Genomic DNA, 16107 nt, shown 5'->3' with positions numbered 1-16107 from the left:
AGGAAGAATCAAAAGAATATCCCTTACTTTGCAGTTTGAACTTTTACCGGTGCTTTTCTAACTAATCCAAAATAAGATAAGAAAGCTAAAAAGCTTGCAGAAAAAGTGACAATTCCCATTGGAATAGCATTGTATTCTCCAGCAATACCAACTAACGGCGCTGTTAACGAACCAAGGACAAATGGTAAAAGTCCAAGAAGCGCTGAAGCACTACCTGCTATATGCCCTTGTGTATCCATTGCTAGTGCGAATGATGTTGTGGAAATAATCCCGATAGAAGCAACTAAAAAGAAAATAGGAATGGCAACTGCTATGATTGGCGCTTTTAAAAGCAGTGCTATTAGTAAAAGTGCACCTGCTGTGTTAGATAAAATTAATCCAATCTTTAAAAACGTTTTTTCAGAGATCATATCGTTTAATCGTCCTACTGACTGACTTCCGATGATCAAAGCAATTCCATTAACTCCAAATAAAAAGCTAAACTGCTGTGGAGTGACGCCATATATATTTTGATAGACAAAAGGAATACCAGATACATAGGCAAAAATACCGGCGATGATAAACCCTTGTGTAAGAGCATAGCCTGCGAATTGGCGATCCTTTAGTAGAGAGCCAAAGTTTTTGACAATCTGTTTAAAATTACTTGGAACACGTTTTTCCTCCGGTAATGTTTCTTCAAGTTTCCATGATACAGTTAAGAATAAAATGAATCCTACACATGCTAAAACAAAAAATACACCCGTCCAGTTTGTAAAGGCTAAAATCCCTCCACCAACAATCGGTGCAACGATTGGACCTAGATTACCTACTAACATTAATAGAGCAAAAAACTTAGTTAATTCTTTCCCACTATAAAGATCCCGGACAACCGCTCGTGAAATAACGAGACCTCCTGCAGCCGCAAAGCCTTGAATAAATCTTGAAGCTATGAAAATATAAATATTTGGTGATATTGCACATGATAATGATGCAAGTAAATAAAGAATAATGAAAATAAGTAAGGGTTTGCGTCGTCCTTGTACATCACTCATCGGACCAATAACCAATTGTCCTAGACCTAAACCTAATAAACATGTTGTTAAGCTAATTTGTACAAGAGATGCATTTGTATGATAATCCTCTACAATCGTAGGAAATGACGGTAAGTACATATCAATCGTAAATGGACCCAATAGCCCCAAAGAACCTAAAAGCAACCCCAGTTGCAAACGTTTTGAACCGGTTAAATTATTCATGATGTCTCTCCTTTCGGGTGCCTGTCACCACCCGATATTTGTCGTGATTTTCTTCTTGACAACATACTAAGTGTTCTCCTGTAAAAACAAAAATTAAGAACCTGTATCTTATTCATACTAGTTCTTAAAGTGTTATTTACTATAATTCTATTCCATTTAAGATCTCTCTAAGCTGAATGACTTCTTCTTTAGAAAGTGTAACGCCTTTCCCCATTTTTTCGTGTTGTTCATCCCAATCACGTATATCATATTTGGGATCGCGGCCATTCCAGCTAATAAGATTAAATTCCTTCTTCCACCCTTTCGCACCTTCGGATATCATACCTAAATTTTGTTGAATGTCAAATTTTATATTTGCCATTTTTGTCATCTCCTAAGTCTAATCTACTTTGAAGATTATACCACTTTCATGCTAAATAAATACAATGAAAAACATTGCATTTAGAAAGATCTCTATTTGGCTCTGTGAAACAAGAAAAAACGGGAGGTGACAGGCACTCTTTCCTAGTCAACTCTAAAAAAAGTGAACCTAATCCTCTAATGGATTGGTTCACATAATAAAAGTGTACGAATATTACAATAACCAATTAACAAAAAAGGACTATTCGTACAAATTACTCCTTATCAAACCACAATGGCTCTTTATCATCAACATCACCATTATAGTTTATTAAAATCTCATCTCCAGCTTGTATATCAGTATAAGCATAAAAATCAAAGGTATGATTATCGAAATTAATCTCATAAATCGCATTAGGTTCATATGAATGGTTAAATAGCATTCCATAACCTAGAAGGATAGCTGTGTGATTTATACCATATTCAAAAGCATAATCAGCAAGTAATGTTTTTTCTATATGTTGATGCTGATCATTTGGATAAGAAATGACAGGTGCCTCATGTAAAAGCTCACCTTTTTTGATATTAGTTTTAGCAAATACTCCTCTATTAAATTCTCCATCACTGAGAGAAGATGTTTTTATTTCAATCATGTTCATCACCACTCTCTTTTAAAATGTCTTTCTAACTATAACATTAACTGAAGTAATTTACTCATTTTTTAAATTAACTCTAAACAAAATCTTGTCCTTTCTCTTCCTTTTTCATTCTCTCTTATCAAATCCTTCTCCAAACCTTAATTAACTTATTTCAATTAATCCCTTAAACAGCTCGACCGCCGTTTCTATCACGTCGTCTCTGAAATCATATTCAACAGTATGAATAGGTGGATATTCTTCGCCATTTCCGATATAGAAAATAGCCCCTTTCGTTTCCTTTAAGTAATGACCGAAATCCTCAGAAGCACGAAACGCCTGCTTCATTTCAATAAGATTAATCCCTTTGTTTTTACAAGCAACGCGTATTTTATCTGAGCTCTCCTTATGATTAACCGTCTCAGGAAAAACATCGTTATAGGAAAAACTCGCCTTTAGTCCATATTGCTTTGCAAGCGATAATGTTAGTTCTTCAAGATTATGCTGCAGTTTATCCAAGTCTTCTTCATACAGAGCACGAATCGTCAAAAGCAGCTCACCTTTGCTTGCTGATACCCCGAATGCCTTTTCACCGATATTAACATGCACCACAGTACAGAGAACCATACCTTTATTATGCTCGACAGATGTAAAGACATCGATTGTATCAATGATTTTTGCCATAGCAAAGGCAGGATTAATCCCATCTTCAGGCTGACTAGCATGTGCCGGAGTTCCTTCCATAAAAATTGTCATGCCTTTAGACGCACAGTGAGCCGTTCCGTTTATAACATTCACCGTATTATGAGCCATTCCACTCATATTGTGGTAAGCATAGATCTCTTGGATGTTGTTCTCCTTTATAAAAGAAACACATTCTACCGCTCCATCTCCAGTTTCCTCAGCGTGTTGAAATAGGAAAAAGATATTTTTGTCTGCTCCTTTTTGATCTATTTCAAGAGCTAATCCAGCTAAAGATGCTGAATGACCGTCATGACCACATTTGTGAGATACAGCGGGTGCCTGTGAGGCATGCGGAATGACAATCGTTTCTTCGATTGGAAGTGCGTCAAAGTCTGCTCGAAATGCAATGTTTTCTCGATCATGTCCTACTCGGTATATTGCGTAAAACCACTTTCCTTTGTCAACGACTTCAAGATTTGTATAACTTTTTAGAAACGAAATCAAATGTTGTTTTGTCCATACTTCATGGTTAGAAAGCTCTGGATGTTTATGTAATTCATGACGTAACTCTATAACTAATTCTAGATTTTCTCTCTCCATTTATTTCTTCCTCTATTTTTTTATTTATATTAAGACTGCATAACCTATGAAATATCAGTGTTTCAGCCTCTTGTAATCTTCCTGTAATAAAATTGTAACACTATTCAATTTTTTTTGGACATAGGTATGAGTAAGACAAGAGTTCAAAAAATGATATTTACTAGGAGGACTAATTGTGAAAAAACTATTTTTTTTACTAGCATTCCTGACCACTCTGTTTGTCGCTGCACCTACTTTTGCACATACGGTTGAAAAAGGTGACACGATGTCGGAAATCGCACGTAAGAATGGACTATCATTAGATCAACTAGCAAAAGCAAACCCGCAAGTTAAAAACATTGATTTAATTTATGTTGGCCAACAAATTCATACAAATATTAATAAGACTATTAATACTTCGGATAAGACAAGTGTAAAGACACTTTCAAATAAAACAAATAATGCCACTCAAGTTAGCAGAGGAAATGATCGCTCTGAAAAGATTAGCCTTTCAGAAGCTGAAATAGATTTATTAGCAAGAATTGTACGAGCTGAGGCTCAAACAGAATCGTTTGAAGGTAAAGTAGCAGTTGCTAGTGTTGTGTTAAATCGAGTTGACAGCCCAAAATTCCCTGATACAGTTAGAGAAGTTATCTATCAACGTAATCAATTTCAGCCAGTTGCAAATGGACAGATTAATAGACCAGCAGATGAAGAGTCTAGAAAAGCTGTTTTTGCTGCCCTATCTGATATGAGGGCTATAGCAAAGGATGCCTTATTCTTCTATAATCCGGATATTGCCGAAAGTAGATGGCTTGATTCAAGAGAAACAACAGTACAAATTGGACAACATGTATTTAAAAAGTAATATTCATTTTACATAAATTATTCAATGATCTTCCTGTTAGTAATCACTAACATTTACATAGATGAAAAGGGGTTCAGAATGAAATCATTCTGGACCCCTTTTTAATGAATATTAGATTTTCATAATACCGCCGGTACTAGCAGATGTTACAAGTTTGGAATAACGAGCTAGATAGCCTTTTTTCACTTTTGGTTCAAAGCCTTTCCAGTTTCCTTTACGTTTTTCCCATTCTTCATCATCTACTTGAACATCCATTGTACGGTTTTCAATATCAATTACGATGTGATCACCATTTTCAACGAATGCTAGTGGACCGCCTTCTGCCGCTTCAGGTGAAGCATGTCCGATCGATAATCCACGAGAAGCTCCTGAGAAACGACCATCTGTTACAAGTGCAACTTTTGGTCCAAGTCCCATTCCAACAATCATAGATGTTGGAGAAAGCATTTCCGGCATACCAGGTCCACCTTTTGGTCCCTCGTAACGAATAATCACTACATGTCCTTCTTTTACTTTACCATTTACAATTCCATTGATTGCCTCTTCTTGTGATTCAAACACAATTGCAGGTCCTTCATGGCTAGTAATTCCGTTTTGTACACCACCTGTTTTAATAATCGCACCGTCTGGAGCAAGGTTTCCGAATAAAACAGCAAGTCCACCTTTTTCAGTATGTGGATTGTCAATAGGACGGATCACCTCATGATCTTTTATTTCACAGCCAGCGATGTTTTCCCCAAGGGTTTTGCCCGTAACAGTTAAAGTATCAAGATGAAGAGCTCCTTCTTTCTTAGAAAGCTCATACAATGCAGCAGATACACCACCAGCTTCATGTAAATCCTCAATATGGTGATCTGATGCAGGAGCAAGCTTAGATAAATGTGGAACACGTGCTGCCACTTCATTAATACGTTGAATTGGGTATTCAATTTCCGCTTCATGTGCTAAAGCTAACGTGTGAAGAACCGTGTTTGTTGATCCACCTAATGCCATATCAAGTGCAAAAGCATTATCAATTGCTTTTTCTGTTACGATATCTCTAGGCTTAATATCGTCTTTAATAAGATTCATTAATTGTTTTGCAGAACGTTTTACAAACTCTCTACGCTCAGGCGCAACGGCTAAAATCGTTCCGTTACCAGGAAGAGCTAATCCAAGTGCTTCAGCTAAACAGTTCATGGAGTTCGCTGTAAACATACCTGAACAAGAACCGCATGTTGGGCAGCCAAATTGCTCAAGCTCTGTTAAACCTTTTTCATCTAGTTTACCAGATTGATAGGCACCTACTCCTTCAAATACAGAAGAAAGTGAGATTTTTTTCCCATCACTTGTCACACCAGCCTTCATAGGGCCACCACTTACAAATACTGTAGGGATATTAAGACGTAATGCTGCCATCATCATCCCTGGTGTGATTTTGTCACAGTTTGGAATACAAACCATTCCATCGAACCAGTGTGCTGAAACAACAGTTTCAATAGAATCTGCAATAATTTCACGGCTTGGTAAGGAATAGCGCATTCCAATATGTCCCATTGCAATTCCATCATCTACACCGATTGTATTAAACTCAAATGGTACTCCACCCGCTTCACGTATTGCTTCTTTTACAATTTTACCGAATTCTTGTAAATGTACGTGTCCAGGTACAATATCAATATATGAATTACAAACCGCGATAAACGGTTTATCAAAATCCTCTTCTTTTACACCTGCCGCACGAAGTAAGCTACGATGCGGTGCACGATCAAATCCTTTTTTAATCATATTACTACGTAAATCCATCATTCAAATCTCCCTTCTCCTGACGTAATTAAAGAATGATAGTAATAGGTTACTTCTAATTGACTAAATAATCAATATATTTCTTCTTATTTGAATAATTATTATACTAATTTATTTTTAAAAGAGACAAAGAATGGAAGTTTTGCAGTAAATTAAACCATTACTTTTTATTAAATATTATTTTTGTATTTTAAAAATAAATCGTATACCTTACATGGTTATAATAACTTTTCCCTGAGCGTGTCCTTCGGCAAAATAGGTTAAGGCCTGTGGTACTTCACTTAATTCAAATTGCTGATCAATCACTGCTTTTACCTTACCAGATTCTATTAAATCCTTTATAAATATCAGATCTTTTTGATTAGCTCTTTGCAAAAAAACATTCATTTTCTTTTTTTCTGTAAATGATATCCAGCCTCCCTGTAAAACTGTTTGATACAGTTGAGATTCAGCCCCACCAACGTGAACAAAGATACCATGACGTTTTAATGCTCGCTTATAAACAGATAATGGTTGATGTCCGTTTACCCCGATGATCAGATCAAAATACTCCCTGTATTTATCAATACCTTCTATTTTATAATCGATTATGTAGTCAGCACCTATAGTTCGTAATATATCTATATTTCTCGTACTGCACACACCCGTTACCTCAGCACCAAATGCTTTAGCAATTTGCACAGCAAACGTTCCTACACCACCAGAGGCTCCATATATTAATACCTTTTGCCCTGAATTTATTTTCCCTTTATCTCTCAATCCCTGCAGGGCAGTTACTGCTGCCATTGGAACTGCAGCTGCTTCTTCAAAACTCATATTTACAGGTTTTCGTTCTAATGAGCTTTCCGGAGCTGAAACATATTCGGCAAATGCTCCCCATCCAGAGGAGGATAAATCCCCAAATACCTCATCTCCTGGTTTAAACTGAGTTACTTTTGAACCCACAGCTTCAACACAACCTGCGATGTCACCACCTGGAATTGGATGCTTGGGCTTTAATACTCCATAAAAAAGTCGAGTGATATACGGTTTTCCTTTTAATAGGACAAGATTCCCAAAATTTACGGAAGCTGCATGTATTTTCACCAGAACTTGATGGTCATTAAGGGCGGGTTTATCAACTTCTTCTAGGTTTAAAACCTCTGGTGAACCGTATTTGTACTGAACAATTGCTTTCATAATGTATTCCTCCCATTGGAATATCAGTGGTAATATTAGCTCAGTAATAAATATGGAAGAAAGTACAGAAAAGACCAATTACAAAAAAATTTACAAAACTCAGTTGAGTAATTAGACAAAAAAACACCCCGCAGGATGTTATTTTGTTAATAGATTGTATTCATCTTCTAACTCATCTAACGATATTTCATTTGAGGCACACTTTACTGCAGAGTTTACAATGTGATCAAAGCTTTCAGATGAATTGATTTCTGATAAAAAATGCTGTTCAACTTTTTCTAATTCCTCTTGCTGCCTCATTAATTCCTCATCTTTTCCTTCATAATCTGGAGCACTCAATGTTTCAAGGTTTTGTTTAATGATTTGAACATAGTGCTTTAGCTCATCCATCTATTATGACTCCTTTAAATATTCATCATTTTGTTGTATTGTGATGATTTCGTTTCGCTCTCCTCCATCGGAAAGCTCTTCTGAAAATTCGTGTTCATTCGTTGAACTATACTCTTCTTTTGCTTGTTTTGTTTCTTTCATAATAATTCTCCTTTCATTTTATTTTTAGTATGTAACGAACTAAAAATATCCATCCAGACAAATCAATTAGGACAATAAAACGAAGTACACTCTTTACACATAGGCATAAGATAGTGTTGTAAAATTATTGAAAGGATTGAGATAAATGTATGAGCCTTATCCTTATTACCACTCTGGATTTTTAACAAGAAATGATCATAACTACAATGATCAGGCAATGTCGATTCTCTTAGATGAAATCAAAAAAGGTGCCTCAACAATTGACCTTTATATGCGGCTGGCAAAATCAGCTACAGATGAAAACCACAGAAATGATATTCTTTATGCGTTAGAAGGAAAAAAAGCAACAACCAATCAACTCACCAATTTGTATATAAACCTTACTGGAACAAAGCCTCTTTATCAAATTGTTGAAATTCCTTTTCTAAGTTACGAGGAAGGATTGGAAAAGGCTTTTGAAGCGGAAGGTTCTTTCGAAAATCGAAATCATTCTTTACTTAATCAAGATCCTATTATGCAGCATATCTTATGGTTGAAAACAAATACTCAGGAAGTAAATGCTCAAATTTTCCGGAATTTACTTAAAGACCGTGCAAATCAGAGAAAAGATTATGGCAGAAACCCGTTTGTCGTTGATATTGAAAAGGTCACAAAACAAAACAAAACATTTCGTACAGCAATATGGACAGGTAACAAACTTCAAGTCACGTTAATGAGTATTGATGTTGGGGATAGCATTGGATTAGAAATTCATCCGAATACTGATCAATTCTTGAGAATTGAAGAAGGTCAAGGACTTGTACAAATGGGTGACAGGAAAGATCGATTGGATTATGTAAGAAAAGTATCTGATGATTTTGCGATTATGATACCAGCCGGAAAATGGCATAATCTCACAAATACGGGAAACAAACCGCTTAAGCTTTACTCGATTTACGCACCACCAGAGCACCCGTTCGGTACAGTGCATAGAACGAAAGCTGAAGCAATGGCAGCTGAAGAAAACAGAAGTTTCTAAATCCAATCCATATAAAAGGATGAGAAAACTGAGATCATAATGTCCTCTTTTCCCATCCTTTTTCTATTCTTATAGGTTTGTGATTAAAATCCAGTTTTCGCTAATAATAGATTTAATCTGGTTTGATACAATAACAACGATTTTTAGCAAAACTTGGACTATGCCACGCACAACAAAGCGATCTTTTCTATGTATACCCTATACTTTCAAAAAAGACCGCTTATCTATTTATTTACATTTTGTTAACTGGTGTTACAACAGCATATAAGTTATCTGATGTATTGGAAATATTTACTTCAATAACTTTGTATCCATTACCTCCGTCTTTGTAGTCATTCTTAATAGAAATAGTTGTTTGTTGATTGTTCATATTAAACTTTCCTTCCTATGTTAAATTTCTCACACAGAAGTTAATATATGACGGAGGTTAGAAAATGTGTCATATATTTATCATGATCTTTCAAAAAATTTATTTTATTTTAAATATCCTATTTCTAGTGAGCTGCTATTTTATCCATAATTCTTGCCCTTAACTCAATTCCTTAATCTGATTAAATTATATTTAAACATTAATGTTAATGTTATATTCATAGTGTAGTGAATGATAACTGGAACAATAATATTATCATGATAAAAATAAATCCAGCAAAAAACCAAACTAGGTAGTGTGATATTTAACAACATGAGCGGCTTATTAAAATATCGTTTATGATAAATGACAAAAATTAAAGCCGTTACAATTATTGCATACCACTCATTTTTAAGAATAAGAAATATAAAATTTTGTATAATCCCCCTAAATAACAGTTCCTCAAACAATACGACAAATAACATGCTAATCATAATCGTCGATAAGGATTCATGTTGAAATGTTTTATTTGTTTCATCAATAAATTTTGCAGGCATGATTACTGTTAACACGATACCAAAAATGATTAAGCCAATAGAAGTCATAATTGTGCTTGCCACTAGTTTAGAAGGGTTTTCTAAAGAAAAATAGTGTTCCACAGGTATTAGTTCTATTTTTATAAAAACAAATATTAATACTGAGAGAATAAGTGAAAATACTGCAAAAATTGGTGTAATATCTTTTAGGTTAAATTCTGCTTTAAAGTTTTTTTGATTTACAATATTAGGTGGTTCCATTTTTTACCTCTTCCTCGAAAATTTGACAGCACAAGAAGACAATTTTTTATAGAGATCGTCACCCTTTTTTCCTATAATAGATTAAAAACTCTTCCATCATAGCAGTTACTTCCTTCTTCTTTAGTGTCCTTAACCATTCAACTTGATCAATTGGAAGCTTCAATTTTAAAGTGATGTCTTCAAGAGGCATTTCCACTTTTCTTATCTCTTCTAGCGTAATTCCCTCCTCGATATCCGGAAACGAGGAATTGTTTTCGTCCAAAATTGAAAGACCTTTATATTCATTAAGATCATCAATGTCACAAAAAATATGTAATTGTGGTAACCTCCCTTGCATAACGGTCACACTCATAATCGAATTTATCATTCTTCCATCCTCTAATTCTATTTCAATAATAAGCTTGTCAACATGTTTATATTTATTGGCGACTATTTCACTAACGATGATGTTTAATTCAAGTGTAACCGTAGTATTAGTTTCAAAAAGATAAATGGCACTATTAAAAACGTGGATTTCCTCTCCGTCCAATGTCACTGATTTTACCTTTTCCATCCTTTGCTCCTCCATTATGTCGACCATTATGTATTTCTTCTTAAAATTATTATAAACTAAGAGTTTTTGAGTTGTTATAGAAAAAACAGTAATCAATAAATTTTAAAAATGATGAAACTATTTAAAGAGAATAGCGTACTAGTAAATGGGTATAGTTTCCAAGGAAGTGAGGAGAAAAAATGACGGTGTTAGAGGTAAAGCAGTTGAAAAAATCATTTGGTTCTGTTCATGCCGTTCAAGACATTAGCTTTTCGGTTCAAGCTGGTGAAGTATTCACCATTATTGGTCCAAATGGTGCAGGCAAAACAACAACATTAGAAATGATTGAAGGCTTGGTAACTCCTGATTCAGGTGAAATTATGTATGGGGAACTAAACTGGGAAAAGAACGGAACAGAAATTAAAAAGAAAATTGGTGTACAGCCACAGTCGAGTGCAATGTTTGATTTGTTAACACCTGAGGAAAATCTTAATCTTTTTGCTACTTTTTATGACAAGGCCCGATCTACAAAAGAAATTTTAGATCTTGTAAACCTTACTGATCACCGCAAAAATCATGTGAAAAAGCTATCTGGTGGACAGCGTCAAAGGCTTGCAATTGGACTTGCGATGATCAGTGATCCTGACATCATCTTTCTAGATGAACCAACAACAGGCCTAGATCCACAAGCACGACGAAATATTTGGGATATCATTTTACAGTTAAAACAACTAGGCAAAACAACCATTTTAACAACGCATTATATGGAAGAAGCTGAAAAATTAAGTGACAGAGTTTGCATTGTAGATCAAGGACGAGTTATTACATTAGACACACCATCTGCCCTTATCGAAAAGTTAACAAAAGAAAGAGAAGTAAGATTATCGTTTGTTGACGGTGAAGAAGTCGCTATAGAAGCAAATACATTTTCACAAAATCTTCAGTCAGTTTCTCGTACTGAACGTGAAGATTCATCATTAAGGATATGGACAGCAAATCCAGAAGATACACTTTATGACTTATTCGCATTTACAAAAGAAAAGAATTATCGAGTTGAACAGGTCTCCATTCGTGAAATGAGTTTAGAAGATGTATTTATTGAATTCACTGGCAAGGAATGGAGGGATTAGGATGAATCAATTCAAACAAATGTTTATTGCTCAATTAAAATTAACATTTCGAGAAAAGCAATCATGGTTTTGGGGCATCTTTTTCCCTGTTATTTTAATGGTTATTTTTATGTCTATTTTTAGTGGTAGCTCTGATGATGAATTTTCAGCAAGTGTTGCAATCGTGAATGAAAATCCTAATCCCACGTCAAACATGATGCTTGAGCAAATTACACAGCTAGATGTACTTGAACTTGAAACAGAAGACCCTGTAACACGAGAAGAAGCTGACAAATTAGTAAAGAATCAAGAAGTAGATGCAGCGATTGTCCTACCTGAATCAATTGATGCCTCCTCCCTTTTACTCGTTGTTAACAAAGAAGATGAACAAGGAGCAACAGCACAAGCACTTACAGGTATGCTAAATCAATTTGTTCAACAAACAAACCTAGTAGCTTCAGGTGTAACACCCGCTTTTGAATTACAAACAGAAGCCATTTCATCAGGTAATGCTGAATTAAGTTACACAGATTTTCTACTTACTGGAATGATTGCATTGGCAATTGCACAAGGTGGAATGTTTGGGATGGTTGGATTAGTGGAGATGCGTAGCAAAGGCTTAATCAAACGACTACAAATGACTCCGGCTAATATGAACCTTTTTGGTTTAAGCGATATGGTCATGAGGGTATTATTCAGTGTTGTTCAGATTATTCTCCTATCGCTCATTGGAGTATATATTTTTGGTGCAAACTTGTTTATCAATTTTCCAACTCTGTTAATCGTCTTTTTACTTGGTACCCTTTCTTTTACAGCTGTTGGCTATTTTATTTCCTCCTTCAGCAAAACGACAGAAGCTTATATGGGAGTAGCCAATATTGCAAACTTTCTTATGATGTTTTTAAGTGGCGTCTTTTTCCCAATCGAAACGATGCCGGAGTGGATTCGACCAATCTCAAATGTTTTACCACTTACCTATTTTGTTGAAGGCTTAAGAGAGAGTATGGTTTATGAAACGAGCCTCTTTACAGCTTCAATATGGGCTGGAATAGCTATTATGGTTCTTTGGGGAATTGTTACGTTTGTGATTGGGTCATTATTGTATAAACGGAAGTCGATTGTGGCTGTGAGATAGGGTTTTTAATAAGAACCTAGTTAAAAAAGCCAACTGAATTAGTTGGCTTTTTAGTTCTCAAATCGCACCAATAATAAGGGCGACAATTGCCATCACAATTGTTGTGCCAAATGCCCATTTAAAAATAAAGCGCTGATGATCCCCTAATTCAACCCCTGCTAAACCAATTAATAAAAAGGTTGAAGCTGTTAAAGGACTTAATGGGAAACCAGTTGTCATTTGACCTAAGATGGAAGCTCTGGCCATTTCGACCGGCGCAACTCCATATATTTCGGCTGACTGACTTAATACTGGCAATACACCAAAATAATACGCATCAGGTGTAAAAAGAAGGCTGATTGGCATGCTAATCACTGCAACAACTATAGCCATTGATCCTCCAATCCCCTCAGGAATAATATTAACCATTGCTAATGCCATAGCTTCGATCATACCTGTTCCACCTAGAATCCCAGTAAAAATTCCAGCTGAAAATATAATTGATACAACGGTTACCATTCCAAGTGCCTGACTCTTGACTTGTTCTTGTTGGTCGTTTGGTTTAGGATAATTAATAAGTAAAACAATAGCAAATGCAACCATAAACACTATTGGTAGAGGAAGCCAAACTTTTACAAGTGCGACAATTGTTAGGATGGTAATAACTAGGTTAATCCAAAATAATTTCGGCCTTCTCATTTTTCTTTCTTCATCTGAAAGCTCTTGATCATAATTGTATTCCATATCTGTAACACCTAATCGTTTTCTCTCTTTTTTACCAAGGATATAAGCAACAAAAAGCACCCAAATTATTCCTGCTATCATAGCTGGTATAAGTGGTGAAAAAATAGCCCCAGGATCTAATTCTAATGCACTGCCAGCTCTTGCTGTTGGCCCGCCCCAAGGCATAATATTCATTACTCCAGCACCTAATGCCACAACACCTGCTAGAACAAGTCGATTCATTTTTAATTTATCATATAAAGGCAAAAGAGCTGGTATTGTAATTAAAAATGTGGAAGCCCCAGATCCATCAAGATGAGTAACCATAGCAATAACCGCTGTTCCAATAACAATTTTTAATGGATCTCCTTTTACCAACTTTAATACTCTTGAAATAATAGGGTCAAATAATCCGGCATTATTCATTACACCAAAAAATAAAATAGCAAATCCTAACATAATTCCTGTTGGAGCTACACTTTGGATTCCATCTAACATAAGAGTTCCAATGTCGGAACTAAATCCTCCAATTAAAGCAAATACAAGTGGAACAACAATTAACGCGACAATAACAGATACTCTTTTCGTTAAAATCAATAATAAGAAAACGCCGATTGTTAAAAATCCTAAGGTCGCTAACATATGATTCCCCCTAACATATTTTAAGCGCTTACAAACTGTTGTTTACTGTCCTATTCATTCAATAAAGGAATTTCCATTTCCAATAAAGCGCTACTCAAACTTTTCCCGTGAGTATCTAGTGCAAGAGAGGTCGTTACCCCTCCTAGTAAACTATTTTTGCAAACAAAATTATAAGATTTAATAGATGATATGTCATAACGAATGACATCACCATCAAAAATGTCTTTAAAATGCTCCTTTACTCTTTCTACAGTTACGACCTGACCTATCCATTCGAAGTCACTTTCCTTAAATGGGATAAGTGAAAGGTTAGAGGTATTCCCCTTATCACCTGCCCTGCTATGTGCTACCTCATATAGTTTGATTCGCTTTCTGTTCATTCGTTATAACCTCCACTTGTATCTTTTTATCAACTAAATTTCTTTCTATAAAAGTTGAAACAACACCTAGACATTCTGTCGCTCTTTTTCTTGCACCACCGCCTCCATACGGTCCATTCGTGTATAGTGCTTCTACTTCATTTCCAATACTATGAGCTTCTTTTATATCTTTACAAAGAGCAGCTGCCCGTAGTCTTACTTCATAAGGTTGATCATTTCCTAAGTTTGTACGATGAACGGAGGAAATGCCAATCAGATCAATCCTTAAATCTTGAATCTTTTTACAAAGTCTATTATTTAATATACACTCCGCCATCTTAGCTCTTTGAACAGCTGTTGAACCTGCATATGAAATTTCCCCTTCTCCTAAATAACCTGCGTCATACCCAATAGATATTTTATAAGAACTAGGCTTTTTCGTGCCTTTCCCCCCCTCTACCCTTACTTCATTTTCAGCTAACTGAGTTAACTTAACATTAGAAAAATCTGCTGTTACATCTGGTGTTAGGTATTGACTTGGATCATGGACCTCGTATAGTAATTGCTCTTTAACAGTTCGTAAATTAACTACACCACCTGAGTCGGGAGTCTTGGAAATAATAGCTGTTCCATCACGTTCAATAATTGCATATGGAAAACCTATGTCTGCTAACCTATCAACTTCTTTTTCTCCTATATCTGCAAAATAGCCACCTGTAATTTGACCAGCACATTCAAGTAAATGTCCAATCACAGTACCCTGACCTATGGTTTCATAATCAGTTAGTGACCAACCATAGTAATCAATCATCGGCGCAAGAAATAATGATGGATCAGCAACACGTCCTGTAATAATAATGTCTGCTTTAGTTTGTAAAGCTGGTATAAGTGCCTTGGCTCCTAAGTAGGCATTAGCTGAGATTACTTGATAATCTTTAACCTTATTAGTGTTTTCAAGGATTTCATTTTCACTATCTAGCTCTTGTATCACATCATCACCTGTTACAACTGCAACCTTACAAGAAATATTCATTTCACTTGCAATATGAATAATCTTTTTAGCGCCAGCCATTGGATTGGCCGCTCCCATATTTGTTATGATTCGGAATCGTTTTTTATCCAATACTGGTAATAAGGCAGATATTCGATCAACAAGTAGAGGATCGTAACCCTTATTTTTATCTTTCCTTTTTTCTTTCTGGGCAATGGCAATTGTTCTTTCAGCTAAACACTCTAATACTAAATAATCCAAGTTTACTTTTTGAGCCAGTTCAACAGCGGGTTCAAGTCGATCACCTGAAAATCCAGCTCCACTTCCGATCTTTAACATTTTTTCACCCCAATAAGACTAAAAGTACACAAAATTGGTTTTTAGTACTTTTAATTAATTTGATTCTTGATGCAATTATTTATTTTCAAATATTAGACCAGATCCTTCCTGTAAATTCATGTACACCGATATATATGCAACTTCCATGCCAAAATAAAAAACGCATAATGAAAGCGTTTTTAAAATGTGAGTTTCTAAAATTTTAGAATTTCAAATAATTAATAAACCTCTTTTAATCGTCAATCAGTTGTGAATACTGTTATTCTAAATCCTTAGAACAACAAAAGTTCTTTTCTAAT

18 protein-coding genes are annotated in these 16107 nt (G+C 35.3%); 4 read left to right on the top strand and 14 right to left on the bottom strand.

The window, feature by feature from the left end; all coding sequences use genetic code 11:
• Window positions 1–23: 23 nt before the first annotated feature.
• From D9842_RS05470 to D9842_RS05455, 4 genes are all read right to left on the bottom strand, one after another.
• Window positions 24–1235 (bottom strand): multidrug effflux MFS transporter, encoded by a 1212-nt coding sequence (locus D9842_RS05470; RefSeq protein WP_121661625.1) that lies wholly within the window; start codon window positions 1233–1235, stop codon window positions 24–26.
• Window positions 1236–1374: 139 nt separating this feature from the next.
• On the bottom strand, window positions 1375–1596 hold the full coding sequence (locus tag D9842_RS05465) for a YdbC family protein (RefSeq protein WP_121661624.1): 222 nt from the start codon (window positions 1594–1596) through the stop codon (window positions 1375–1377).
• Between the two features lie 253 nt (window positions 1597–1849).
• Entirely contained in the window at window positions 1850–2227 is a 378-nt protein-coding gene (locus D9842_RS05460; protein ID WP_098799799.1) for an SET domain-containing protein, read from the bottom strand.
• Between the two features lie 147 nt (window positions 2228–2374).
• A complete protein-coding gene (locus tag D9842_RS05455) occupies window positions 2375–3493 on the bottom strand; it encodes an amidohydrolase (protein ID WP_121661623.1) in 1119 nt (372 codons plus the stop codon).
• A 175-nt stretch (window positions 3494–3668) separates the two neighbouring features.
• Between D9842_RS05455 and D9842_RS05450 the strand changes: the two genes are divergently transcribed.
• Window positions 3669–4340, top strand: coding sequence for a cell wall hydrolase (locus tag D9842_RS05450; RefSeq protein ID WP_121661622.1), 672 nt, complete (start codon window positions 3669–3671; stop codon window positions 4338–4340).
• Window positions 4341–4451: 111 nt separating this feature from the next.
• On the opposite strand, the gene ilvD is transcribed toward D9842_RS05450, so the two are convergent.
• From ilvD to D9842_RS25675, 4 genes are all read right to left on the bottom strand, one after another.
• Window positions 4452–6128 carry a dihydroxy-acid dehydratase gene (gene ilvD / locus D9842_RS05445; protein ID WP_098799789.1) on the bottom strand — a complete coding sequence of 559 codons (1677 nt, stop codon included), beginning with the start codon at window positions 6126–6128 and terminating at the stop codon, window positions 4452–4454.
• A gap of 207 nt (window positions 6129–6335) precedes the next feature.
• A complete protein-coding gene (locus tag D9842_RS05440; RefSeq protein WP_121661621.1) occupies window positions 6336–7304 on the bottom strand; it encodes an NAD(P)-dependent alcohol dehydrogenase in 969 nt (322 codons plus the stop codon).
• 138 nt (window positions 7305–7442) lie between these two features.
• Window positions 7443–7694 (bottom strand): YnfE family protein, encoded by a 252-nt coding sequence (locus D9842_RS05435; RefSeq protein WP_121661620.1) that lies wholly within the window; start codon window positions 7692–7694, stop codon window positions 7443–7445.
• Window positions 7695–7697: 3 nt separating this feature from the next.
• On the bottom strand, window positions 7698–7835 hold the full coding sequence (locus tag D9842_RS25675; protein ID WP_162987312.1) for a hypothetical protein: 138 nt from the start codon (window positions 7833–7835) through the stop codon (window positions 7698–7700).
• 145 nt (window positions 7836–7980) lie between these two features.
• On the opposite strand from D9842_RS25675, the gene D9842_RS05430 reads away from it, so the two are divergent.
• Entirely contained in the window at window positions 7981–8853 is an 873-nt protein-coding gene (locus tag D9842_RS05430) for a cupin domain-containing protein (RefSeq protein WP_121661619.1), read from the top strand.
• A gap of 232 nt (window positions 8854–9085) precedes the next feature.
• Here the strand turns inward: D9842_RS05430 and D9842_RS25670 are convergent, their stop codons facing one another.
• The 3 genes from D9842_RS25670 to D9842_RS05420 all read right to left on the bottom strand — a co-directional run bounded on the left by D9842_RS25670 (window position 9086) and on the right by D9842_RS05420 (window position 10552).
• Complete coding sequence (locus D9842_RS25670) at window positions 9086–9223, bottom strand: hypothetical protein (protein ID WP_162987311.1); 138 nt, start codon at window positions 9221–9223, stop codon at window positions 9086–9088.
• 164 nt (window positions 9224–9387) lie between these two features.
• Window positions 9388–9999 (bottom strand): CPBP family intramembrane glutamic endopeptidase, encoded by a 612-nt coding sequence (locus D9842_RS05425; RefSeq protein ID WP_121661618.1) that lies wholly within the window; start codon window positions 9997–9999, stop codon window positions 9388–9390.
• A gap of 58 nt (window positions 10000–10057) precedes the next feature.
• Window positions 10058–10552: a hypothetical protein gene (locus D9842_RS05420; RefSeq protein ID WP_121661617.1), complete on the bottom strand. Its 495-nt coding sequence runs from the start codon at window positions 10550–10552 to the stop codon at window positions 10058–10060.
• 179 nt (window positions 10553–10731) lie between these two features.
• Between D9842_RS05420 and D9842_RS05415 the strand changes: the two genes are divergently transcribed.
• Window positions 10732–11661, top strand: coding sequence for an ABC transporter ATP-binding protein (locus D9842_RS05415; protein WP_121661616.1), 930 nt, complete (start codon window positions 10732–10734; stop codon window positions 11659–11661).
• Window position 11662: 1 nt separating this feature from the next.
• Entirely contained in the window at window positions 11663–12775 is a 1113-nt protein-coding gene (locus tag D9842_RS05410) for an ABC transporter permease (RefSeq protein ID WP_257535982.1), read from the top strand.
• Window positions 12776–12832: 57 nt separating this feature from the next.
• On the opposite strand, the gene D9842_RS05405 is transcribed toward D9842_RS05410, so the two are convergent.
• From D9842_RS05405 to D9842_RS05395, 3 genes are read right to left on the bottom strand one after another with little or no spacing between them, the layout of a single operon-like run.
• Window positions 12833–14119: a CitMHS family transporter gene (locus tag D9842_RS05405; protein ID WP_121661615.1), complete on the bottom strand. Its 1287-nt coding sequence runs from the start codon at window positions 14117–14119 to the stop codon at window positions 12833–12835.
• A gap of 50 nt (window positions 14120–14169) precedes the next feature.
• Window positions 14170–14499 carry an AtuA-related protein gene (locus tag D9842_RS05400; protein WP_121661614.1) on the bottom strand — a complete coding sequence of 110 codons (330 nt, stop codon included), beginning with the start codon at window positions 14497–14499 and terminating at the stop codon, window positions 14170–14172.
• Window positions 14471–15808 (bottom strand): acyclic terpene utilization AtuA family protein, encoded by a 1338-nt coding sequence (locus D9842_RS05395; RefSeq protein WP_121661613.1) that lies wholly within the window; start codon window positions 15806–15808, stop codon window positions 14471–14473. The genes D9842_RS05400 and D9842_RS05395 overlap by 29 nt, the downstream gene beginning before the upstream one ends.
• Window positions 15809–16107: the final 299 nt, after the last annotated feature.

The organism is Metabacillus litoralis, assembly GCF_003667825.1.
GTDB classification, from domain to species: Bacteria; Bacillota; Bacilli; order Bacillales; family Bacillaceae; genus Metabacillus; species Metabacillus litoralis_B.
The sequence above is the reverse complement of the archived record's forward strand: the minus strand, read 5'-3'. Positions and strand labels throughout refer to the sequence as shown.